Origin of the sequence: Metabacillus idriensis, from assembly GCF_009674765.1 — a bacterium.
In the GTDB taxonomy this organism is placed as follows: domain Bacteria; phylum Bacillota; class Bacilli; order Bacillales; family Bacillaceae; genus Bacillus_P; species Bacillus_P idriensis.
In genome coordinates this window covers 190,276-212,537 of the sequence record NZ_WKKF01000002.1, presented here as the reverse complement: position 1 = coordinate 212,537, position 22,262 = coordinate 190,276, and the positions used below count along the sequence as shown (strand labels likewise).

Here is a 22,262-nt window from a genome sequence, read left to right as displayed (position 1 = left end):
AGATGACCCCAAATAAAACAAGCTTTATCCACAAAATGTGGATAAAGCTTGTGAATCAGTGGATAACTATGTGGATATATCCACATCAGGAGGTTTTTACCATTACAACTGCATGTTCCTTTTCTAATGATTCTTTAAAATGCGCCGAATGTAATAAATGCTCAGGAATCTCGTTCTGTTCAACAGATTGAAAACCTATAAGCTTAAGAAATTCAATTGAATTTTTCTTGTTGGTGACTAGATAGCTCCCGAGAAGCCCCTTTTCTCTCCCTAATGCATGGATGCTTTCAAACAAAGAAAGGAGATGAGCCTGATTGATCGCTTCTGAAACAACAAGGGAACGCAGTAAACCGTCTCCATTTACCGGCTCAATTCCAAGGCTTGCAACGATCGTATTTTCATCACTTTCCATTATGACAAAGTAGTCGGCGATCTCCTCTATTCCTTCAGAGCTCAAGCCCGCTTTTTCAATAAATGATTTTATAGCTTGTACATCTTTTTTCTCCGCAATCCGCAATTGATAGTACATTCCATCACCCCGTTTTTCTTTTCTACTTCAAATCTATGACGGGGAATAGCTTTTATGCACGGATTACTAGAAAAAAAGAAAGACTTAAGGATCTCTCCTTAAGTCCATCATGAAAATAAGTTCGAAAACCAGTCAACTAGAAAGAATTTGACTTCTGCTTCTTCCTTTTCTTCTTCATCTACAATTAGAGCACTAAGCTCGTCAGATGTTTTTTGAGCTTCTGCACTTTTGTCCTCTTCTTCCAACTCTGCTGCCTGCACTGCCTGTCCATTAGAAAAATCAAGGAAGCAAAGCGGCGGGAACAGTACACACCACCAGTTGGCGCCATTTCCTTCGCCAAGCGTAATCAAGATTGCCTCATAATCACCTGCAGGGTAAATGTAGCTGCCGTACATCTTTGTCGGAAAGCTGACATTATCAAAATCAACGCTGAATTCCTGTTCCTTGTTCTCTTTCAGTAAAACGGACTGTACGATTTTCTCAATCTCAGGAAGTCTTGACTGAATTAATTCACGTGCTGCCTCTATAGAAGTGAGCTTTTCCACCCACACCGTAATCTCTTTGTTCACTTCGTCGCGAATCTTGCGTTTTAAGGCCTGATCCTCATCAGAATCGCTGTTGGCCAAAATGCGGAGACGAATCGCCTCTTCCGGAATCACAACCGGTTCTGAGCCCTGCTGCTTTGCACCGGCCGAAAGCGGTTCTTTATATACGTTCATGATTGCACCGATTAATAATAATAAAATATAGATAAATGCGATATGCTGCCTCTTCATTTCCATCACCATCCCCTTCTAGGAAACAGTATGGACAGGGTTTTAGATTCTTAAACTAGTTTTTTGATTTCTAGTAATCTATTTTTTTATGTGGATTGCGGGACGTTAATCTGCGGCCGGTTCCGCGCCTGCAAAAAGGTAATTCTAAATAGCCAAACTCTTTCTAGCTAAAAGCTTGGTTCTGTTAAAGATTCTTCACTCGAATCGAATCGAGATTCTTTAATGATGAAGCTCTGACTCACTAGCAATAGGGTATTTTAGATTTTCCCCTTTCTCCACTCAAAACAAAAACGCCTCATCACTGAGACGTTCCATTCACTACAGCAAATACCATGCGATCTTTGCCGTTTATGTCGTATTTTACTTCTGCTTCTGCATGAGGCAGTTTATCCAGCAGCAGCGCTTTTACATCTTCGCCTTGTCCGGCCCCAACTTCGAATGCGATCAGGGCGCGTTCGCTTATGACAAGCGGAATTTCTGCGGCGAGTCTGCGGTAGAAATCGAGTCCGTCTGCACCGCCTGCAAGTGCGCGGATAGGTTCATGGTCCTTCACAACTGGAGACAGCTCCAGAATGTCTGCATCCGGGATATATGGTGGATTCGATACGACGACATCAAGCTTCTTGCCGCTATTTAAAATCGGGGATAACAAGTCTCCATGTAAAAATTGGACTTCTGCTCCCAGCGTTTTTGCATTCAGCTGAGCAACTTCAAGGGATTCTTGAGCAATATCGACCGCACTCAGCTTGAAGAGCGGATTTTCCAAAGCAAGAGAAATGGCGATGGCACCGCTGCCTGTCCCGATATCCGCTGCTTCCACTGAAGAGTATCCATTAAATAAGTATTTTGCTTTCAGCAAGATTCCTTCAACCAGCTCCTCGGTTTCCGGGCGCGGTATGAGGACTTCTTTGTTGACGATAAACGATCGGCCGTAGAATTCTTCTGATCCGATCATGTGCTGAACCGGTATTCCTTCAGCATGACGGTTTACATCTGCTTTAAAGCTTTCCCATACTCCCTCAGGAAGATCGGTTCTAAGGTTGGCCAGCATTTCTGCACGGCTCATGTTTAAATGGTGGCGCAAAAGGAGTTCTCCCGCATTGTGATCCCGTTCTGCTTCTGCCAAAAAAGAAGAAGCCCACTTCAGGGCTTCGTATACCTTAATCATGCTTACTGGTCTGCCTGATCGAGTCTGCTCGATTGATCTTCAACGATAAGAGCATTCACAAACTCATCAAGTTTTCCTTGCAGAATCTGGTCAAGCTTTTGGATCGTCAGGCCAATGCGGTGGTCTGTTACACGGTTTTGCGGGAAGTTGTACGTGCGGATCCGCTCTGATCGGTCACCTGTACCGACAGCAAGCTTTCGGTTTTGATCGTATTCAGCCTGTGCTTCGCGCTGAAATTTGTCATATACACGCGCGCGGAGTACTTTCATGGCTTTTTCTTTGTTTTTGATCTGTGATTTTTCATCCTGGCAGGATACAACGGTTCCTGTCGGCAAATGCGTTAAGCGTACGGCTGACATCGTCGTGTTAACACTCTGTCCGCCTGGTCCGCTGGATGCAAATGTGTCGACGCGGATGTCTTTGTCATGAATCTCTACTTCTACTTCTTCTGTTTCAGGCAAGCAGACAACAGTCGCTGTAGATGTATGAATCCTTCCGCCTGATTCGGTTTCAGGTACACGCTGCACGCGGTGTGCACCGTTTTCATATTTCAGCTTTGAGAATGCGCCTCTTCCATTGATCATGAAAATGATCTCTTTGTAGCCGCCGACTCCTGTTGTGTTTGCTTCCATTACTTCTGTCTTCCAGCCTTGCGCTTCTGCAAAACGGCTGTACATGCGATATAGATCGCCTGCAAATAAAGCAGCCTCGTCTCCGCCTGCTGCACCGCGAATCTCCATGATTACGTTTTTGTCATCGTTCGGGTCTTTTGGAACAAGAAGGATTTTCAAACGTTCAGAGAGCCCTTTTTCCTGAGAAAGAAGCTCAGAAAGCTCTTCTTTCACCATTTCGCGCATTTCTGAGTCAAGCTTGTCGTCAAGCATCATTTTTGCGTCATCGATCTGTTCTTTCACAGATTTATATTCACGGTATACTTCAACAGTTTCCTGCAAGTCAGATTGTTCTTTTGAATATTCACGAAGCTTCTTAGAATCGTTGATAATATCAGGATCCATCAGCAGCCCATTTAATTTTTCGTAGCGGTCTTCTACTGATTGTAAGCGATCTAACACGTTATTCACCTCAATTTTCGTCCATAACGTTATAATTATAGTATAGGTTAATCAAAGCGTCAAAAGCAAATTGCCAGAAAAGCGGAATCGCCTTGGTCAGCTCCGAAGGGCAGAAAAGGATCCGACGGAAAAAGCCGGGTTTGCTTTTTGCGGCGGATCCGTTCTGATCGAGGAGTTAGGCGATGGAGCTGGACAATAAGAAAAGCGGAATCAGCCGTTTAGCTCCGATAGACAGAAAAGAAATCGACCAGAAAGGCCGGGTTTGCCTTTTTGGGCGATTTTGTTCTGGCAGAGGAGTTGGCTGATGGAGCTGGACAATAAGAAAAGCGCAAGAGCCCGTTTAGCTCTGAGAGGCAGATAAGGATTGGACCTTTATGCTGACATGTAGTTAGAAGCGCAAAGATTAATTCGTTCTTAAAATTCCAGAAAGAAGGGGAAGAAAAATGAAAATAAGAAAAGTGCATCATGTTGCCGTCATCTGTACCGATTATGACGTGTCGAAGGACTTTTATGTCAATAAGCTCGGGTTTGAAGTGATCCATGAATTTTACCGTGCTGAAAGGGATTCTTATAAGCTGGATTTAGCCGTAGGAGATCACACTCAAATTGAGCTGTTTTCTTTCCCGTCTCCCCCTGATCGGCCCTCAACCCCAGAAGCAGCAGGCCTTAGACATCTGGCTTTTTCCATTGAAAATATCCACACGGCAGTGAGTCATTTAAATGAATTGGGAATTGAAACGGAGCCGATCCGGGTCGATCCTTTTACAAACAGACTCTTCACCTTTTTCAAAGATCCGGATGATTTGCCTCTGGAATTGTATGAGGATCCCGTCGAATCAGAAAGTCACAATTCGTAAAATTGGCACTTTCTTTGACGAATCCATTCTTCTTTTGTCTGTATAGAAGGGATGATCCTCCATCTTATCGAACTTGTTGATTATCGTATTTCGCAATGTTTCGGATCGATTAAGATAGGGGGAAAATAAATGAATACAAGCCAGGTCGCGAAGCTTCTGGGTGTATCGCCGAAAACCGTCCAGCGCTGGGTAAAGCAGCTGAATTTGCAGATGGAACGGAATGAGCTCGGGCATTATTTGTTTACAGATGAAGATATTAATACCTTAAGAGATATTAAAGATCAATTAAATCAGGGAATCCTTTTTCATGAAGTAAGAGTTACGGAAAAGAAACCCCCAAGAAAAGGGATTGTGAAAACAGAGGCAGCTGAAGCAAACCCCGATTTCGATGAGATTTTACAGAAGATTGCAGCGCTTGATCAAAAAGTGAACAGCAAAGCAGACAGCGTGGTGTCTTACCAGCTTCTTCAGCATCGCAGGGAGATTGAAGAATTAAACGGCCGCATCACTGACCTGGAAGCTAAGATTGAAAGTCTGGAAAAACAAAATGACAAGCATCCGCTTGAGCATTCACTTGTTTTTGACCATATTCAAGCACCCAAAAAGCAAAAGCGCAGAAATCTGATCAGCTCTATCTTCAGTTTCTAGCTTGAACTACCCTCCACTTACTCGCTAACGCTCCTTAAAGTGGGGGATTCCTAAGTACAGAAACCATTCGATTTCTAATTGATTAGGCGATCTTCACAGTTCCTGCGGTTGAGATGCGTTTGGCTTCGTTTCTAAGATTAAGCCCTGCGTTAAGATCTCGATCATGATGTGTGCCGCACGAGGGGCAATCCCATTCACGCACGGCGAGATTCTTAACGGCTTTGTTTTGGTATCCACAACGTGAACAGAGTTGAGAACTAGCGAATGTTTTCGATACGACAATGACTTGTTTGCCGTACCATTTTGCTTTGTACTCAAGCATCGTTCTGAATTGTGACCAACTCACTTCGCTAATGGCTTTCGCCAATTTATGATTTTTCAGCATACGGCTTACCTGCAAATCTTCTATTCCAATCACATCGTGGTTTTTGATGATTTCAGAAGAGACTTTATGCAAGTAGTCTGAGCGTGCGTTCCTGATTTTTTCGTGGATTCTTGCCACTTCCACCTTTTGTTTTTGGTAGTTTTTTGCATCATCAAGTTTGCATGTTCTCTTTAATGCTGCTTCTTTTCGTCTGGAAAGAATACGTTGTGCTTTTACTAGTTTCTTTTCCAGTTTGCTGAAGTGTTTTTGGTTTTCGAATACGGTTCCGTCAGAAAGGATCGCAAAGTGTTTCAGCCCAACGTCAACACCAACAGATGAACCCGTTTTCGGTTTTGGCAGAACTTCTGTTTCTGTCAAAACCGAAACAGAATAGTTACCGCTTGGATGACGTCTTACTGTCGTATTAAGAATACGTCCTATTACTTCACGGCTTTTTGCAAATCGGACAAGACCAAGTTTAGGCAGCTTGATTTTATTTTCGATGATCGAAATGTTCCCATTCGTATGTTTTGTCGTATAGGACTGCACGCTATTCTTCTTAGACTTAAAACGCGGTGCTTTGTTCTGCTTTTTAAAGTACCGTGTATACGAATCAGAAAGATTTTTTAGTGAGGATTGAAGGGCAATGCTATCAACTTCTTTTAGCCACAGTAATTCTCTTTTCAACTTAGTTAATTCAGCAGAGCAAGACTGGTAGGTCAATCCTTTCCCCGTTTCTGTATATGAATCATTCCATCTCTCTAAGAACCGGTTGAATACGAAACGGCTGCAGCCGATTGTTTTAGCAATGAGCGTTTCTTGTTTTTTCGTGGGATAGAGACGGAAGTTGTATGCTTTGTTTACAATCAACGATAGCGCCTCCTTCAATAGGAACGTATGTTCTTATAATAACATACGAGGGAACGTTTTGGCTACCTCCAACCGAAATTCATCTCCCCCTTATCGTTGGGCTACGCCCTTCTCACGATTGAAGAGGGAGTCTTCTTTCGGGAAGTTCACGATAAAAAAACTCGTTTATTCAGAAACGAGTTTTTTATTTTGTGTCCAGGTTTACTTTAATGTCATACCGCGGAATGATATTCTGCATTTTTGACTGAAGCTCTGCCTGCTTCTTTTGTTTTTCATCGTCTGTGAGCTCTTGATCAGAACCTACATCCACCCATATTGTGTTTCCATTCATCGTGACATTGTCGATTTTAAGAGATTTGTCATTCCGGACCGCTTCGTGAAGCTTATCCATTTCATCTTCGTTTTGCTCGCGGTTTTTTGACAGGTTTAAAAAGTTAGGGTTCTGTTCAGTCGTACCGCGTTCGTTTGATACACCTTCACCTGTTTGTTTCAGCTCACTGCCCTTATGCGACTCAGGCTGAATTTCGGATTGCTTGCTGGGATTTGCACACGCTCCCAGAAAAAGCAGTAAAATTAACATCCATAAAACTCTCATTATGAACACCTCCATTTTTTAAGGTGCCCAAATTCTCCATAAAAAAAGCTGCGTGATAAAAATTATCGGCAGCTTTGTTATAGTATCAGAATTTATATGTTTTGCGCTTTGATGTCTAGCTCCATCGCCCAACTCCTCGGCCAGAACAGGCGATTCCGCTTTTCTTGAATTATAAGTTCTGAGTTTCCTGCTCACTTTGAAGTGCTTTAGCAGGCTTTTCAGGTACTTCATGATGATGGCGGCATCTTGGCTCGTACGATTCAGATGCACCGACCAGGATGATGGGATCGTTGTACGATGCCGGACTGCCATTGATCAGTCTTTGTGTCCGGCTTGCAGGAGAACCGCAGACAGAGCAGACAGCCTGAAGCTTTGTCACGAGCTCAGCGACAGCCATCAATGCTGGAACCGTGCTGAATGGCTCTCCTCTGAAGTCCTGATCAAGTCCGGCAACAATGACACGGTATCCTTGATTGGCAAGCGTTGTGACAACATCTACGATATCTTCATCAAAAAACTGAACCTCATCAACAGCGATGACGTCTGTTTCAGGTGTAATATATTTAAATAGGTCACTTGAAGAGGCAACGGCATGACTGATCATCGCAGTCCCATTATGTGAAACAACCTCTTCATCACTATAGCGATTATCGATGGCAGGTTTGAACACCTTAACTTGCTGTTTGGCAAATTGCGCCCGGCGGACTCTTCTGATCAGCTCTTCAGATTTCCCCGAGAACATGCTTCCGCAGATGACCTCAAGCCATCCGCTTTGTTTCATAACATACATGAAAACGGCCTCTCCCTTCTTAATTAACCCTTGTTTCTATGGTTGAGCGCCCTTTATGACGTCAGATTTCTATTATAAAATAAACCTTACCGGTTTATCAGGATTCAAGTAACCCATATGTAAAAGTGCTGATTCCACTCTTATTATGGCTGTTTTCCCCGAGAATTCGCGGGAAATGGCGTAAAAAAACAGGCAAGACAGAAATCTTGCCTGTTTCCTTCAATCTATGATTATTTAAGACCGTATTTTTTGTTGAAGCGATCAACACGACCGTCAGCAGAAGCGAATTTTTGACGTCCTGTGTAGAATGGATGGCACTCAGAACAAACCTCGATGCGCACCTCGTCTTTTACAGAACCAGTTTCAAATTCATTTCCACAAGCACATTTAACCGTAACTTTTTTGTAGTTAGGATGTATAGCTGCTTTCATTCCGTTTCATCTCCTTCCGCCCTGAATCGTTTGTCGAAACAGAGTTATCAATTCCAGAAGATTGTCTTCCGGAAAAGCACATAAAAAAATTATAACAAGCTTCCAATTTATTTGCAACTAGTTCGGAATAAAATTTACAATCGTTTTCCCGAAACGCCTGCCGCTTTCCATTCAACATCTAAAATGCTGAAGAATTCTTCATTAGACTTTGAATTACGCAATTTTTTAAGGAATTTTTCAGCAAAATCAGGTGAATCTGACATTGATTTGCGGATCGCCCAAAGCTTTTCAAGGTGATCTCTAGGGATAAGCAGTTCTTCTTTACGCGTTCCAGAACGGCGGATATCGATTGCCGGGAAGATGCGTTTTTCAGCAAGTGAACGGTCAAGATGAAGCTCCATGTTGCCCGTTCCTTTGAACTCTTCATAGATGACATCATCCATGCGTGAACCGGTATCTACCAAAGCAGTTGCAAGAATCGTCAAGCTGCCGCCTTCTTCAATGTTTCTTGCCGCGCCGAAAAATCGCTTCGGACGATGAAACGCTGCAGGATCAATACCGCCGGACAGTGTACGTCCGCTTGGCGGAATCACAAGGTTATAAGCACGCGCAAGACGCGTAATGCTGTCCATGAGGATGATAACATCTTTCTTATGCTCAACTAGCCGCATCGCACGCTCAAGCACAAGCTCTGCAACTTTAATATGGTTCTCAGGAACTTCATCAAATGTTGAACTCACGACATCGCCCGCTACAGAACGCTCGATATCCGTTACTTCCTCAGGACGCTCGTCAATCAAAAGAACAATCAGTTCCGCTTCAGGATGATTCGTTGTCACACTGTTGGCGATTTCTTTCAAGAGCATCGTTTTACCCGCTTTAGGCGGTGCCACGATAAGTCCGCGCTGACCGAATCCAACAGGAGCAATCACATCCATGATGCGAGTGGAAAGATCATTTGGTTTTGTTTCAAGGATAATTTGTCTGTTTGGATAAAGCGGTGTCAATGCCGGGAAGTGAACACGCTCTTTTGCAGATTCAGGGTCATCCCCATTGACTGCCTCAACGTGCAGCAATCCGTAATAGCGTTCGTTTTCCTTTGGCGGACGTACTTTACCGGAAACCTTGTCCCCATTTCTTAAATCAAAACGGCGGATTTGCGAAGCTGAAATATAAATATCTTCAGAACTTGGTGAGTAGTTGATAGGTCTTAGGAACCCAAATCCCTCAGATTGGATAATTTCAAGAACGCCTTCCATGAACAATAAGTCCTCTTGTTCAGCGTTTGCTTTTAAAATGGCAAAGATCAATTCTTTTTTTGTCAGTTTACTGTAATATGAAATTTTATAATGACGCGCAAGTTCATATAACTCTTTTAATTTCATATGTTCGAGATTGGAAATTGAAACCTCGCTCATGTCAACACCACACTTTATAAATTATAAAAAACGTTGTTCTTCCATCTATATTCGTGAAAAAACTAGAAAATGGATCAGATATAGAGAAGAAATAGAAGATAGGCTTGAAGTAGGAAAAGCAGTGTGAAAGATAATCTTTCATTTACGCAGCACTCTTTAGTTTTACCTTATTTGATGAATTTAATCAATATATTTCACATATTGAAATGATATTGAAATAAAGATGAAAAAGCGGAAACAGCTTAATTATTCTACAAAAAAGAAGCGAGCAGCCGGAGCCGCTCTGCTTTTTTCTTTCAGGCTGTTTTGTTTTGCATGATAAATGGTGTCCGTTCCTTACGCTGCAATCCACTTAAGGTTTTTAACACTTAGTCTGGCAGCAGCCATATTTAAGAAATGAGCCTTCTTTTAAGAACAGAAATAGTATCTATGTCGAGCGTAAGCGCCTAGATCAAGACGCTTGTACTTTTTTAATTTAATTTATTTCATAACTAGATTCGGTTTTTTGCTTAAGCTGTGTGTGCCGTCAATGAAACGGACAGTTCCTGATTTTGCACGCATGACAAGTGATTGAGTTGTTCCGATAGAGGCTTTGAACTGGACGCCTTTAAGGAGTTCCCCGTCTGTTACACCTGTTGCTGCGAAAATGGCGTCTTCGCCTTTCACTAAGTCTTCCATGCGGAGTACTTTGTTGACGTCGAGGCCCATCTTCTCGCATCTTTCGCGTTCCTCATCATTTTGAGGAAGCAGTTTGCCCTGAATCTCTCCTCCAAGGCATTTTAGCGCTACTGCAGCTAGAACGCCCTCAGGTGCACCGCCTGATCCAAAAAGGATATCGACACCTGTATGATCAAATGCTGTATTGATCGCACCGGCAACATCACCATCATTGATCAGCTTAATGCGGGCGCCTGCCTCGCGAAGCTCTTTTATAATATGCTCGTGTCTTTCGCGATTTAGGATTGTTGCCACGACATCTTCTATGTTTTTGTTCTTGGCTTTTGCTACCGCCTTTAAGTTATCGATGATAGGCGCGTTAATATCAATGCAGCCAACTGCTTCTGGACCAACCGCAATTTTATCCATGTACATATCCGGTGCATTCAGAAGATTACCGTGATCTGCAATGGCAATGACAGCAAGTGCATTCCATCCTCCTGATGCGACGATGTTTGTGCCTTCGAGCGGATCAACAGCAACATCTACACGCTGGCCATAGCCTGTCCCAAGCTTTTCGCCGATGTAGAGCATTGGCGCTTCGTCCATCTCGCCTTCTCCGATTACGACTGTACCTTTCATCGGAATGGTATCAAACACGTCTCTCATTGCCGATGTTGCTGCATCATCAGCTTCATCTTTTTTGCCTCTTCCCATCCAGCGTGCAGAAGCAAGTGCTGCTGCCTCCGTTACGCGAACTAGTTCCATCGATAAACTTCTTTCCATTGTTCGTTCCTCCCCATGTATCCCCTGTTGTGATTTTTATTTATCTATTTATTTATGAGCTTTGAAGCTGTTCAATTTCCTGCTCTGTCAGCTTTTCACGCCAGATTGTTGCTCCGAGGCTTGTCAGCTTTTCTTCAAGCTGGCTGTAGCCGCGGTCGATGTGCTCAAGTCCTGTAACCTCTGTCACTCCTTCTGCAATCAAACCGGCTGCCACCAATGCGGCTCCTGCACGAAGATCGCTCGCCTTTACTTTGGCGCCCTGGAGCTTTGTAGGACCTGACACTATCGCTGATCTGCCTTCCACCTTAATCTTTGCACCCATGCGGCGCAATTCATCAATATGCTTAAAGCGCGCTGAATAGATGGTATCTGTCACAACGCTTGTCCCTGTAGACTTCGTCAGCAAGGACGTAAACGGCTGCTGCAGATCTGTCGGAAAACCTGGATATACAAGCGTTTTGATATCGACTGCTTTCAGTTCCTTCTGACCGCCGACAATCCAGATCTGATCATTATTTGTTTCAACGTGGATGCCCATTTCTCTGAATTTCGCAATGAGAGATTCAAGATGAAGCGGAATCACATTATCGATAAGCACTTCCTGACCCATTGCTGCCCCGATAATCATATACGTTCCTGCTTCAATTCTGTCCGGAATGATTGAGTGTCTGCAGCCATGAAGACTTTCAACACCATCAATACGGATGACATCTGTACCGGCACCTTTAATTCTTGCACCCATGCTCGATAAAAGCGTAGCAACATCAATAATCTCCGGCTCTTTCGCTGCATTCTCAATAATCGTCTGTCCTTTAGCAAGCACGGCAGCAAGCATAATATTAATGGTTGCCCCTACACTTACAACGTCCAGATAGATTCGCGCACCCCTTAATTCCTCAGCGCGCAAATAGATGGCACCCTGTTCGTTTGTTACTTGTGCTCCTAATGCTTCGAATCCTTTAATATGCTGATCAATCGGACGCGGACCCAAATGGCATCCTCCAGGCAAGCCAATGACTGCCTTTTTAAATCGTCCAAGCATGGCGCCCATAAGATAATAGGAAGCGCGCAGCTTTTTGACTTTGCCGCTAGGAAGAGGCATGGAGATCATCTCTGCAGGATTCACATACATTTCATTATCCTTAAATTCAGCGGTCCCTCCAATTTCTTCGAGAAGCCCTTTCAAAATATGTACATCTGAAATATCGGGTAAACCTTCAATCGTCACGGGTGATTGAGCGAGGATTGTTGCGGGTATTAACGCAACTGCGCTGTTTTTGGCACCGCTAATATTAACCGTTCCTTTTAAGGGATATCCGCCTGCTATTTTTAACTTTTCCATGATAGTCTCCTTTCTCAGAGAAGTTGACTTTTTGATGGTGCTAAAAGCCATCGTGTTATGAGATTAAAATGGTGGTTCTTTGCGAAAAGCGCAAGCGCCCGTTTAGCTCCGACAGACAGATAAGGATCCGACAGAAAAGGCGCTTTTTGCCAATACTTTCGGAGCCGTTCTGGCCGAGGAGCCTGAGCGATGGAGCTAGACATCGAAGCGAAAACTTATATACTTTCTAAAAAATTTTAAAAAGAACTAGCCTGCACGACCAGAAAATGAATGAGAAACAGGAAAAGATCTCTTTTCAACAAATATTTTCCATTAATGCGGCAAAGAATACAAGTTCAAGTTTTTTTTCTTTTATTTATTATGACATATGAAATTTTTTTAGATACCCATTAATTTGATGAAGAGGTCATTTGACAGGGGCAGATAATAAGCGAATGGAAGGTTCTTAATTTAAGAGACAAATGGCAAGCGCTATGCTTGCCATTCATTTAATCTATAGTCATTGCAATCTTATTGTATACGATTATTCCAGTCTGCTAAAAACTTTTCGATGCCTTGGTCTGTTAAAGGATGCTTGCAAAGCTGATTAATGACATTGAATGGAATCGTGGCAATATGTGCACCGTGAAGAGCTGCTTCTGTCACGTGCATTGGATGTCTGATGGATGCTGCAATGATTTGAGATTCAATTCCATGAATATCAAACATTTGCGCAATTGTAGAAATCAGCTCCATGCCATTTTGTCCGATGTCATCTAAACGTCCTACAAATGGTGATACATATGTAGCACCTGCTCTTGCAGCAAGCAATGCCTGATTTGCATTAAAAATGAGCGTAACATTCGTTTTAATGCCAAGATCTGTTAATGCTTTCACAGCCTTTAAGCCGTCTGGCGTCATTGGAACTTTTACTGTGATATTCGGTGCGATCTCAGCAAGCTCCTTGCCCTCTTCAATCATTTCCTCTGCTTTCAAGGAAATAACTTCCGCACTGACTGAAGAACCTGGGACGATAGCTGTAATCTCTCTCAGGCGATCATGAAAGGATACATTTTCTTTTGCTACTAAACTCGGATTGGTTGTAACACCTGATAAAATTCCGAGAGACTGTGCTTCTTTTATTTCTTCGACATTTGCCGTATCAATGAAAAATAACATTATGCCATCCTCCTAAGATATCAGAAAAATAGAACTTGTTTACGCTTACTTGTTATTGAAAGAGAAACCGCCTTGTCGTTTCTGATGTGTATCAAAGGCGGTTTGATTTTTTCCTGAATAATTAAGCTCTGCCAGCAGAACCGAATTCTTTCATTTTGCCTGCAACTGTAGCTTTAATTGCATCGCGAGCTGGTCCTAAGTATTTACGTGGATCGTATTCGTTAGGCTTAGCTGCCAATGTTTCGCGCACTGCTTTAGCAGAAGCGATTTGGTTTTCAGTGTTAACGTTGATTTTAGCTGTACCGAAAGAGATCGCTTTTTTGATATCGTGAGTTGGGATACCAGTTCCGCCATGAAGAACTAAAGGCATGCCAGTAGCATTCCCAATTTCTTCCATCTCTTTGAATCCTAAGTTTGGCTCGCCTTTGTAAGGACCATGTACAGAACCTAATGCAGGTGCTATGCAGTCAATACCTGTGCGTTTTACCATTTCTTCGCACTCTTTAGGATCAGCGTAAATAACGCCTTCAGCAATGATGTCGTCTTCTTGTCCGCCAACTGTTCCAAGCTCAGCTTCAACAGAAACGCCTTTTGAATGAGCATAGTCCACAACTTTAGCAGTTGTTTCGATGTTCTCTTCAAACGGGTGGTGAGAAGCGTCAATCATAACTGAAGTGAATCCAGCGTCGATTGCCTCTTTACATTTTTCAAAGCTTGAACCATGGTCAAGGTGAATCGCAACTGGAACAGTCACTTTCAAGTCTTCCATAAGTCCTTCTACCATTTTAACAACAGTTTTGAAGCCGCTCATGTAACGTGCAGCGCCCTCAGATACACCAAGGATTACTGGTGATTTTTCTTCTTCAGCAGCTTGAAGAATTGCTTGAGTGAACTCAAGGTTGTTCAGGTTAAATTGACCTACAGCGTAACCTTCGCTTTTTGCTTTATTCAACATTTCTGTCATTGATACTAAAGGCATGTCGAAATATCCTCCCTATGCAGCTAATTTGCTAAACCGAAAAGCTTACGTAACATCTAGCATGACCAGAACGATTGCAATGTATGTAATCTGATGAAATGATATACGGGCTTTTCTCATTCACTAGCATACCAACTTATAAGAAAAACGGCAACTTTTCGACATAAATCTGAATTTTCTGTCATTATTTAATTTGATCGGATTGGAAGATACTTTCTTACAGCGTCTCGAATCTCATCTATATCAAACGGTTTTGCGAAATGCGTAAGCGCGCCAAGGTCTTTTGCTTCCTGAATCATATCCAGCTCACCATATGCAGTCATAATAATAACGCGAATGTCAGGCTCAACGACTCTCATGCGTTTTAGGATTTCAATTCCATCCATTCCAGGAATTTTCATATCTAAAAGCACTAAATCCGGTTTATGCTTGTCTACAATCTCCAGCGCCTGAAAGCCATTTGCCGCCTGGAAAGTCTGATATCCCGCTTTTTGAAAAACCTCATTCAGCAAAATTCGGATTCCGTACTGATCGTCCACGATTAATATTTTTTCATTCATGTGCCTGCACCTCTTCATATTAGGATTATATAGCAAAAACTGCCGATCATTTTTATTGAAGCTCTTTTCTGGAACGATGCTGCTTTAAATGACAGTTAAGGTGCCCCGGTCTATAGCTTTAGAGCAAGAAAAATCATTATATACGGAAGGCAATCTTACTGCGAAACAACAACCGGTGCGAAAAAAGCTATGTTTACTGAAAGCTGCGGAGAGCTTTCCTTCTAGTATAAGGCAGTCCGCTCAAACATACGATATTTATTCGGTTCTGCGCATTCTTATTCCTGCCTGAATCAGAAGAACTTTATCGACAAATTCTGAACGGTGCTGTTAGGAGATCTCCTTATTATTCGTTATAATGATGGTTGTAAAGGAGTGTATTTTTACTATGATGAAAATTTTCATGACACAATTGAATGGCCACTTCAACCGGATTCACGAGCAGGAAGAGCCTGCAATTGAAGACGGCGCAAGGCTGCTCGCTCAGGCTGCAGTCGGAAGCGGTACAATTTACATACATGGGTATGATGAGCTTGGCGGCATTATTGGAGAAGCCGTTTTAAGTTCTGAGCCTCTGCCAAGTGCAAAACCTTTATTTCAGGCTGATGGCACAATGAACAAATTGACAGATGCAGACCGTGTGCTGCTCTTTACCCATCGGTCGAATGATCCGAAGGCGCTCGAGCTTGCTGAGATGCTGCGTGAAATCGGTGCCGGCACAGTTGCTGTATCATGCTTTATGAAGGGTGAAGAAGTTGGACTTGATGAAATTGTTGACGTTCATATTGATTCAAAGCTAAAAAAGGGCCTGATTCCGGATGAGGATGGCAGCCGCTACGGCTATCCTGCTTTAATGACTTCCCTATTTGCTTATTATGCCCTGAGTTTTACATTGAAAGAGATAATTAGTGAGTATGATTAGAAAAGCGGAGCCGACTGTTCAGCGCAGGCAGACAGATAAGGATCCGGCAGAAAAGGCGCTTTTTGCCATTACTGACGGAGCCGTTCTGGCCGAGGAGTTAGGAGGCGGAGCTGGACAACGCAGAAAAGCCGATTCCACTTTTTACTCAGACAAAAAACCCTGACAGCTTTGGCTGTCAGGGTTTTTCATGATTATTTTTCAGAAGCCATCAATGATGCATTCACGAATTCGCGGAATAATGGCTGCGGTCTTGTTGGTCTAGATGTGAATTCCGGGTGGAACTGGGAAGCCACAAACCAAGGATGATCTTTAAGTTCGATGATTTCAACAAGTCTGCCGTCAGGGCTTGTACCTGAGAAGATGAATCCTGCGTCTTCCATTGCTTGACGGTATTCATTGTTGAACTCATAGCGATGACGATGACGCTCATAGATTACTTCATCCTGATATGCTTCAAATGCACGAGACGCAGGATCAAGCTTAGCCGGGTAAAGGCCAAGACGAAGTGTGCCGCCAAGGTCTTCGATATCTTTTTGCTCAGGAAGCAAGTCGATAACCGGGTATGGTGTTGCAAAATCAAGCTCAGATGAATGTGCACCCTGCAGTCCAACCACATTGCGTGCATATTCAATTGAAGCTACTTGCATGCCAAGACAGATTCCGAAGAATGGAACTTTGTTTTCGCGCGCATATTGAGTTGCAAGGATTTTGCCTTCTACGCCGCGATCTCCGAATCCCCCTGGAACGAGGATTCCATCCACGTCTGAAAGGAGTTCCCCCGTGTTCAATGCTGTTACCTCTTCAGAGTTGATCCATTTGATGATGATGTCTGCATCAAATGCATAGCCTGCATGACGCAATGCTTCAACAACAGAGATATAAGCATCCTGAAGCTCTACGTATTTACCGACGATTCCGATGCGGACAGATTTAGAAAGGTTCGTTACTTTTTGAACAAGTTCAATCCACTCAGACATTTCAGGTTCGCGTGAATCAAGTTTTAAGTGATCGCAAGTGATCTGATCAAGATGCTGTTCTTGAAGCGCCAATGGGATCGAGTAAAGAGTATCTGCATCACGGCATTCAATAACTGCGTTTGTATCGATGTCACAGAATAAGGCAATTTTGTCCTTCATGTCCTGTGAAATCGGCATTTCTGTACGAAGAACGATTACGTTTGGCTGAATGCCCAAGCTTCTCAATTCTTTTACACTGTGCTGTGTCGGCTTTGTTTTCATTTCACCTGCAGCTTTGATGTAAGGAACAAGTGTACAGTGAATGTACATCACGTTGTCACGGCCAATATCGCTCTTCATTTGACGGATTGCCTCAAGGAATGGAAGTGATTCGATATCCCCTACTGTTCCTCCGATTTCCGTAATAACGACATCCGCATTTGTTTCTTTTCCTGCACGGAATACACGGTCTTTGATCTCATTTGTAATGTGGGGGATAACCTGTACTGTTCCGCCAAGATAGTCGCCGCGGCGCTCTTTCTTTAATACAGATGAGTAAATTTTACCAGTCGTTACGTTGCTGTATTTATTTAAATTGATGTCAATGAAACGCTCATAGTGTCCTAAGTCCAAGTCTGTTTCAGCACCATCGTCCGTTACGAAGACCTCTCCATGCTGATAAGGACTCATCGTTCCCGGGTCCACGTTGATGTATGGATCAAACTTTTGGATTGTCACCTTTAATCCGCGGTTTTTTAGCAAACGTCCAAGAGATGCAGCTGTTATCCCTTTTCCTAATGAGGATACAACTCCTCCTGTAACAAAAATATACTTTGTCATGTGTTCTTCTCCCTTCAAGTGATGTATAAGATTAATGTGCACAAAAGAAAACATTCCCAATCAATGGGAACGGTTTTACTTTATAAGATTTGTCCGGGGGGTTATAAAGAAAAGCGGAAGCGCCTTGTTCAGCTCCGACAGGCAGATAAGGATCCGGCAGAAAAGGCGCTTTTTGCCTTTACTGACGGAGCCGTTCTGACCGAGGAGCTAGGCGCTGGAGCTAGACATGAATGCCCAAACTTTCTCTCGCCTGTAAATCAATAAAGCGCAAGTAACTCCTGCTTCCTGCTGTCTATTTAAGGCAAGCCGGAAATCATCCGCGCTTCGTAAAAATAAGAAAGCTCCCTTTCCGCTTTACGAAAGGGAGCATGGTATATAGAATCCATAGGTATTGCTTTTAAAGAGCCCAAATAAGATTCTACCTAGTTGATACCTGAAAGTCAAGATGATTATAAATCTTCTTCCTCGTCTTCTTCAAGGTCCTCATCCAGGTCTTCATCTAACTCTTCTTCTTCGATATCGAAGTCTTCTTCTTCAATGACTTCATCGATTTCTTCTGCATCGTCATCCAGATCGTCGTCATCATCAAGATCATCGTCTGTATCGTCTTCGTACTCTTCGATGTCATCATATTCTAATTCTTCTTCATCAACCTCATCGAAATCTTCAAGCTCAAGATCTTCAACAACCGCTTTTTTGGCTTTTTTCTTCTTAGGCTTAGCGACCGGCACTACCTCTTCTTCGATTTGCTCGTATGGGTACCAGCTGCGGAGTCCCCAAGTATTTTCCCCAACACAAATATAACGTCCGTCGATATTCAAATCTGTGTAGAATTGAGAAATTTTATCTTCAACCTGGCTTTGTGTCAGGCCGATAATTTGGCTGATCTCTTTTACTAAATCTTTAAAAAGATATGGCTGTTTCTTGTCTGTCATCAGGTCGTATGCAACTTCAACCATTGATAATTCTTTAAGCTGGTCCTTGGAATATTGTGAAATACTCAAAGTGAGGCACTCCCTTTCTAATCGTTCATCTATTGAAGGTGATTTTTTCACCCTATAAGAAATTCGGAAGTGAGATTGATAGCACCGCCCGAATCCTATGTATTCAAGTCATACCATTCATTATAAACAAATTCTAACACTTTATGCTACCTTAATCTTCTTCCTTGGAATAAATCAGAATAATTTTTATCATTTCTATTAATTTGGCTGTATTCGCATAGATTGTTGTTTTGATTATAAATATTGTCTGCTGCTTTCCGCTCCGGGAACTTGCTTTCCGCGGTCCGGCTGGGAGCCTCCTCGGCTTTGCCTGCGGGGTCTCCCATTTCCCTCTATTTTCCCGCAGGAGTCAAGTTTATCCGCCACAATCCACTTATGGTTTTAAACATCTAGTCTAAATGCCACAAAGTTTACGAAAAGAGCCTTTAAAATTTAGAACTTCATAGAAAAACCCGGAAGAATTTCCGAGTTTCAGCGGCTGTTTTTGATTTGTTTAAAATTATTCTGAAGCTCCTGGAGCCGGACACGGCCTTGTTCGCGAAGCTGTTTGTTCTCATCTTCAATGGCTTTTGTTTCCTGCATCCCTTTCAGGATAATACTCCAGGTTTCTTCGATTGTTTCCATTTTTATGCTGGGACTTCCTGAAAGTCTCGCAATATCAACACTTTGCTTTGATATATTTTGAGCGTTGCGGACAAGCATTTCATTTGTGCGTTTTTCAAGCTCGTTCATAGAATCAGCCACAAGCTTCTGTCTTTTTGCAGCGATGGCGTTGATCAGACCTGTTTTAAAGATCGGTATAGTTGTGACGAAAGCTGAGTTGATTTTTCCAATCAGCTTTGTATTTCCTCTCTGCAGGAGACGAATTTGCGGCGCTGACTGATAAGCCACTTGTTTAGCAAGCTCCAGGTCATACACTCTTTGTTCGAGTACTTCTACCGCATTTTTCATTGTATCAAGCTCCATTTGTGCAAGCTGATCTCCTGATGCCGCTTTTGTTTCTAAAACAGGAAGCTGCTGCTTCAGCTCAGCTGCTTTCATATCTCCGGCCACGATATATTTTTCAAGCTCCAGGTAATATTGGAAATTTTGTTCATACAGCTGTTCAAGTGTGTTGGTTGAGCGTTTCATTTCATCTTCATATTTAACGATTTCCATGTACACTTTATCAATTTCGCCGCCCATTGTCTGGTACTTGGACATGATTTTCTCTACCATTTTCTGGCCGCGGTTAAAGATTTTTTTCATAAACCCTTTTTGCTCTGCAAAATCCTTTGGATCAAAGCGGTCCATGATCTTGCCGAGGTGTTTAAGGAGAGCGCTCGACTCTTCCATGCTGCTCGACTGCATTGTATTTAATATTTTTCCTGAAAAAGCGGAAATTTCATCTGCCGGTGCTTTTCCATATTCAAGCATACCGACTTGATTGCGGTGGTCAATCATTTGCGCAAGCTTTTGAACTTCAGGTTCTTTTTGCAGCTGCACCTTCATACTGTTCGGTCCTTCCTGCAGAACCTCTTCCATTTGATCCACTTTACTGAGTCCTGGTACTTGAGACATATTGGTATCCTCCCTTGATCATAAAATCAGAACATTTTCCGGATGAATTTTTTCAGGCGCGAAGGCTCTTGGAATTCTTCTCCAAAGCTCATCTCATCCAGCCAATGACTGTCAAAATATCGTTCATCAACAAAGTTTTCAATGTCGTTATGTCCTGGCGGATTGTATAGTACGATATCCAGCCCGAATTCATTCATTAACAGCAGTATAGCTGCATCAGCACGGGTCATGAAGCCGTTATTCTCATTATTGTAAAGCACAATCCGCGGCACATATTGAGAGTAATCGAAATTCTGCATCAGCTTGATCATGCTGTTTGGAATATTCATAGCTTGATTAAACAAATACAGCTGGAGATCATATAAGCTTTCCTGATCTTGTTTTTTTAATTTAGGATGCGCACAATACCTCGAGATCGCTTCAGCGATTCCCTTCTGCAGGCCAGTCGGCAGGTTGCTGTATCTCCACCAGTGGCTGTTCATCATTTTATCAGCCTGCAGCTCCTGCTTTTCCCCTAGTGCATTCTGATAATGAAAGTGAGGGTTTCCTTTCGCTTCCCAAGTAAAAGGAAATTGTTTAATAACCTCTGCATATTCATAATCAGTCAAGTCCTGAATTTTGCTCCAGTAGGCCCGGCGGTTTTTAGTCATGCCGAAAATTTTTGAAAAGATGGCCGGGATATTTACTGTATTGTTCCGGACTTCAAAATTCGGCCTTAAAAAGGCTCTTTCTTTTATAAGGATAAAAAGTTCATCATAGGTTGTTTTCAGCGTAATGGCATTAGGAGAATAATTTCTGAATTGCCACGGCTTATAAAGCATGGAATCATCGGAATGAAGAACCTGGTCGATTTCTTTCGATGCTTTATAGGCAATAGTAGAAGTCCGCTCCGGCCTTGTTTTTGGAAACGCTGTCAGTTGATGAGTCCCCGGATAGCGAATGATCTTGCTGATCGCTTCATCCGGATCTGCATCCGCCAGTATATCCGTCCCTTCCGGATGCGCAACGATGACATCGCAGCCGAAAAGAATGAGGAACTTAAGGAAGTGCTGCTCGCTTGGCGTCGCATTTCCATACCAGAAAAACGCCGGTATTCTATCATCCTGATTGGCTGTTTTTTCAAGCTCTTTATATAAGTGATTCCATGTCCATTTGACAAGATCCACAATGACTCTTCTGAAATCTCCTGTTTCATCCCTGCGATTTTCGAAAAAGGGAGTCAGCACCTTAATCACACAAGCTCTCAAATGGCGGTTCAATTCAGGATTTCCAAGCATTGGAAGCAGCTGATCACGGTCCATAAAAGCCACAAACCGGTTTACTGACAGCTTTTCTTTTCCATGCAGAATCAATAAGTTCTGAATCGCCTGGAATTTCTCCTGAGGAATGGTTTTATCGAGATTTTCACTGATAAAGTGAATCTCAAGCTCGTCATTGTGAACGAGATCGTAAAGCGTTTGAAAATACTCATCTTCCACTAAAGGTGTTCCGAGCATGCGAATGGCTATTTGAGGGATTTTCATTTCAGAGGGAGTATTAACAAATCCCGAGCGCTCAGATAATGGCTTAAAAAGAAGCGCTTGCCAATCTGTTTCAAGATTAGCCGCTGCTACTGGCTGATATGTTCGAATCATCTCTCTTCCCTCCCCCAAAGTCACATCCAGCAATCTATTTTTATGATTCGTTTAAACAGAAATTGAAATAAGTTTTGAAAAGAGAGCTATCTGCCTGTTCTCTTTTCGCCAAATACGTGCTGCATTCCTTCACTCGTTACAACCCATGTTTTCCCGAATTTCCGAATGGTGCCTCTAGGGAACTGATCGATTCGTTTCCGCAGGGTTGAATCGTCAATCCCCCATTCCCGGCAGGCCTGTGAGGAACTCATAATATTTTTATCCAATAAATTTGTATGGTTCTTTTCTAATGTAACCAATACGTTCACTCCAATAATATCTAAAAAAAATCAAATCGTTCAGCCATTT

23 protein-coding genes are annotated in these 22,262 nt (G+C 42.7%); 4 read left to right on the top strand and 19 right to left on the bottom strand.

What is annotated here, in order from left to right:
• Positions 1–85: 85 nt before the first annotated feature.
• The 4 genes from GJU41_RS09360 to prfA form a co-directional block, all read right to left on the bottom strand.
• A complete protein-coding gene (locus GJU41_RS09360; protein ID WP_154318425.1) occupies positions 86–529 on the bottom strand; it encodes a hypothetical protein in 444 nt (147 codons plus the stop codon).
• A gap of 107 nt (positions 530–636) precedes the next feature.
• Entirely contained in the window at positions 637–1,305 is a 669-nt protein-coding gene (gene spoIIR, locus GJU41_RS09355; protein ID WP_070877092.1) for a stage II sporulation protein R, read from the bottom strand.
• A 298-nt stretch (positions 1,306–1,603) separates the two neighbouring features.
• Positions 1,604–2,470, bottom strand: coding sequence for a peptide chain release factor N(5)-glutamine methyltransferase (prmC, locus tag GJU41_RS09350; RefSeq protein ID WP_070877091.1), 867 nt, complete (start codon positions 2,468–2,470; stop codon positions 1,604–1,606).
• Between the two features lie 5 nt (positions 2,471–2,475).
• Positions 2,476–3,546, bottom strand: a complete 1,071-nt coding sequence (prfA, locus tag GJU41_RS09345) for a peptide chain release factor 1 (RefSeq protein WP_070877069.1) — start codon at positions 3,544–3,546, stop codon at positions 2,476–2,478.
• A 443-nt stretch (positions 3,547–3,989) separates the two neighbouring features.
• On the opposite strand from prfA, the gene gloA2 reads away from it, so the two are divergent.
• Entirely contained in the window at positions 3,990–4,403 is a 414-nt protein-coding gene (gene gloA2, locus GJU41_RS09340; protein WP_070877068.1) for an SMU1112c/YaeR family gloxylase I-like metalloprotein, read from the top strand.
• A 129-nt stretch (positions 4,404–4,532) separates the two neighbouring features.
• Complete coding sequence (locus GJU41_RS09335) at positions 4,533–5,051, top strand: MerR family transcriptional regulator (RefSeq protein WP_070877067.1); 519 nt, start codon at positions 4,533–4,535, stop codon at positions 5,049–5,051.
• Between the two features lie 82 nt (positions 5,052–5,133).
• Here the strand turns inward: GJU41_RS09335 and tnpB are convergent, their stop codons facing one another.
• The 10 genes from tnpB to GJU41_RS09285 form a co-directional block, all read right to left on the bottom strand.
• Entirely contained in the window at positions 5,134–6,285 is a 1,152-nt protein-coding gene (tnpB, locus tag GJU41_RS09330) for an IS200/IS605 family element RNA-guided endonuclease TnpB (RefSeq protein WP_154318423.1), read from the bottom strand.
• A gap of 184 nt (positions 6,286–6,469) precedes the next feature.
• Positions 6,470–6,880 (bottom strand): hypothetical protein, encoded by a 411-nt coding sequence (locus tag GJU41_RS09325; RefSeq protein WP_070878003.1) that lies wholly within the window; start codon positions 6,878–6,880, stop codon positions 6,470–6,472.
• Positions 6,881–7,049: 169 nt separating this feature from the next.
• Positions 7,050–7,670 carry a thymidine kinase gene (locus GJU41_RS09320; RefSeq protein ID WP_154318422.1) on the bottom strand — a complete coding sequence of 207 codons (621 nt, stop codon included), beginning with the start codon at positions 7,668–7,670 and terminating at the stop codon, positions 7,050–7,052.
• Positions 7,671–7,900: 230 nt separating this feature from the next.
• Complete coding sequence (rpmE, locus tag GJU41_RS09315; protein ID WP_070877999.1) at positions 7,901–8,101, bottom strand: 50S ribosomal protein L31; 201 nt, start codon at positions 8,099–8,101, stop codon at positions 7,901–7,903.
• A 134-nt stretch (positions 8,102–8,235) separates the two neighbouring features.
• A complete protein-coding gene (rho, locus tag GJU41_RS09310; RefSeq protein ID WP_070877997.1) occupies positions 8,236–9,519 on the bottom strand; it encodes a transcription termination factor Rho in 1,284 nt (427 codons plus the stop codon).
• A gap of 480 nt (positions 9,520–9,999) precedes the next feature.
• Positions 10,000–10,962: a class II fructose-bisphosphatase gene (gene glpX / locus GJU41_RS09305; protein ID WP_070877995.1), complete on the bottom strand. Its 963-nt coding sequence runs from the start codon at positions 10,960–10,962 to the stop codon at positions 10,000–10,002.
• A gap of 52 nt (positions 10,963–11,014) precedes the next feature.
• Positions 11,015–12,304, bottom strand: a complete 1,290-nt coding sequence (murA, locus tag GJU41_RS09300; protein WP_154318421.1) for a UDP-N-acetylglucosamine 1-carboxyvinyltransferase — start codon at positions 12,302–12,304, stop codon at positions 11,015–11,017.
• A gap of 510 nt (positions 12,305–12,814) precedes the next feature.
• Positions 12,815–13,462: a fructose-6-phosphate aldolase gene (gene fsa, locus GJU41_RS09295; RefSeq protein WP_154318420.1), complete on the bottom strand. Its 648-nt coding sequence runs from the start codon at positions 13,460–13,462 to the stop codon at positions 12,815–12,817.
• Between the two features lie 121 nt (positions 13,463–13,583).
• The gene (locus GJU41_RS09290; RefSeq protein ID WP_070877989.1) at positions 13,584–14,441 is read right to left on the bottom strand and encodes a class II fructose-bisphosphate aldolase; all 858 of its coding nucleotides are present in this window, start codon (positions 14,439–14,441) and stop codon (positions 13,584–13,586) included.
• Positions 14,442–14,629: 188 nt separating this feature from the next.
• Complete coding sequence (locus GJU41_RS09285; RefSeq protein ID WP_029283300.1) at positions 14,630–15,001, bottom strand: response regulator; 372 nt, start codon at positions 14,999–15,001, stop codon at positions 14,630–14,632.
• 385 nt (positions 15,002–15,386) lie between these two features.
• Between GJU41_RS09285 and GJU41_RS09280 the strand changes: the two genes are divergently transcribed.
• Both GJU41_RS09280 and GJU41_RS09275 read left to right on the top strand, forming a co-directional pair.
• On the top strand, positions 15,387–15,920 hold the full coding sequence (locus GJU41_RS09280) for a DUF2529 domain-containing protein (protein WP_154318419.1): 534 nt from the start codon (positions 15,387–15,389) through the stop codon (positions 15,918–15,920).
• Positions 15,907–16,083 carry a hypothetical protein gene (locus GJU41_RS09275; RefSeq protein WP_154318418.1) on the top strand — a complete coding sequence of 59 codons (177 nt, stop codon included), beginning with the start codon at positions 15,907–15,909 and terminating at the stop codon, positions 16,081–16,083. The genes GJU41_RS09280 and GJU41_RS09275 overlap by 14 nt, the downstream gene beginning before the upstream one ends.
• A gap of 28 nt (positions 16,084–16,111) precedes the next feature.
• Here GJU41_RS09275 and pyrG read toward each other — a convergent pair whose 3' ends face one another.
• From pyrG to GJU41_RS09250, 5 genes are all read right to left on the bottom strand, one after another.
• A complete protein-coding gene (gene pyrG / locus GJU41_RS09270) occupies positions 16,112–17,716 on the bottom strand; it encodes a CTP synthase (protein ID WP_154318417.1) in 1,605 nt (534 codons plus the stop codon).
• A gap of 449 nt (positions 17,717–18,165) precedes the next feature.
• Positions 18,166–18,720: a DNA-directed RNA polymerase subunit delta gene (gene rpoE / locus GJU41_RS09265; protein WP_154318416.1), complete on the bottom strand. Its 555-nt coding sequence runs from the start codon at positions 18,718–18,720 to the stop codon at positions 18,166–18,168.
• Between the two features lie 471 nt (positions 18,721–19,191).
• On the bottom strand, positions 19,192–20,280 hold the full coding sequence (locus GJU41_RS09260) for a toxic anion resistance protein (RefSeq protein WP_154318415.1): 1,089 nt from the start codon (positions 20,278–20,280) through the stop codon (positions 19,192–19,194).
• A 26-nt stretch (positions 20,281–20,306) separates the two neighbouring features.
• The gene (locus GJU41_RS09255) at positions 20,307–21,914 is read right to left on the bottom strand and encodes a YceG family protein (RefSeq protein WP_154318414.1); all 1,608 of its coding nucleotides are present in this window, start codon (positions 21,912–21,914) and stop codon (positions 20,307–20,309) included.
• Between the two features lie 86 nt (positions 21,915–22,000).
• A complete protein-coding gene (locus GJU41_RS09250; protein WP_070877975.1) occupies positions 22,001–22,213 on the bottom strand; it encodes a helix-turn-helix domain-containing protein in 213 nt (70 codons plus the stop codon).
• Between the last annotated feature and the right edge of the window lie 49 nt (positions 22,214–22,262).

What these genes read in the sequence shown, in the direction of transcription:
- murA (WP_154318421.1), bottom strand. Translation starts at nt 12,304, where the DNA reads ATGGAAAAGTTAAAAATAGCAGGCGGATATCCCTTAAAAGGAACGGTT.
- rpmE (WP_070877999.1), bottom strand. Translation starts at nt 8,101, where the DNA reads ATGAAAGCAGCTATACATCCTAACTACAAAAAAGTTACGGTTAAATGT.
- gloA2 (WP_070877068.1), top strand. Translation starts at nt 3,990, where the DNA reads ATGAAAATAAGAAAAGTGCATCATGTTGCCGTCATCTGTACCGATTAT.
- pyrG (WP_154318417.1), bottom strand. Translation starts at nt 17,716, where the DNA reads ATGACAAAGTATATTTTTGTTACAGGAGGAGTTGTATCCTCATTAGGA.
- GJU41_RS09360 (WP_154318425.1), bottom strand. Translation starts at nt 529, where the DNA reads ATGTACTATCAATTGCGGATTGCGGAGAAAAAAGATGTACAAGCTATA.
- glpX (WP_070877995.1), bottom strand. Translation starts at nt 10,962, where the DNA reads ATGGAAAGAAGTTTATCGATGGAACTAGTTCGCGTAACGGAGGCAGCA.
- rho (WP_070877997.1), bottom strand. Translation starts at nt 9,519, where the DNA reads ATGAGCGAGGTTTCAATTTCCAATCTCGAACATATGAAATTAAAAGAG.
- GJU41_RS09320 (WP_154318422.1), bottom strand. Translation starts at nt 7,670, where the DNA reads ATGTATGTTATGAAACAAAGCGGATGGCTTGAGGTCATCTGCGGAAGC.
- spoIIR (WP_070877092.1), bottom strand. Translation starts at nt 1,305, where the DNA reads ATGAAGAGGCAGCATATCGCATTTATCTATATTTTATTATTATTAATC.
- GJU41_RS09260 (WP_154318415.1), bottom strand. Translation starts at nt 20,280, where the DNA reads ATGTCTCAAGTACCAGGACTCAGTAAAGTGGATCAAATGGAAGAGGTT.
- GJU41_RS09280 (WP_154318419.1), top strand. Translation starts at nt 15,387, where the DNA reads ATGATGAAAATTTTCATGACACAATTGAATGGCCACTTCAACCGGATT.
- GJU41_RS09335 (WP_070877067.1), top strand. Translation starts at nt 4,533, where the DNA reads ATGAATACAAGCCAGGTCGCGAAGCTTCTGGGTGTATCGCCGAAAACC.
- GJU41_RS09325 (WP_070878003.1), bottom strand. Translation starts at nt 6,880, where the DNA reads ATGAGAGTTTTATGGATGTTAATTTTACTGCTTTTTCTGGGAGCGTGT.
- GJU41_RS09290 (WP_070877989.1), bottom strand. Translation starts at nt 14,441, where the DNA reads ATGCCTTTAGTATCAATGACAGAAATGTTGAATAAAGCAAAAAGCGAA.
- fsa (WP_154318420.1), bottom strand. Translation starts at nt 13,462, where the DNA reads ATGTTATTTTTCATTGATACGGCAAATGTCGAAGAAATAAAAGAAGCA.
- GJU41_RS09285 (WP_029283300.1), bottom strand. Translation starts at nt 15,001, where the DNA reads ATGAATGAAAAAATATTAATCGTGGACGATCAGTACGGAATCCGAATT.
- GJU41_RS09255 (WP_154318414.1), bottom strand. Translation starts at nt 21,914, where the DNA reads ATGATTCGAACATATCAGCCAGTAGCAGCGGCTAATCTTGAAACAGAT.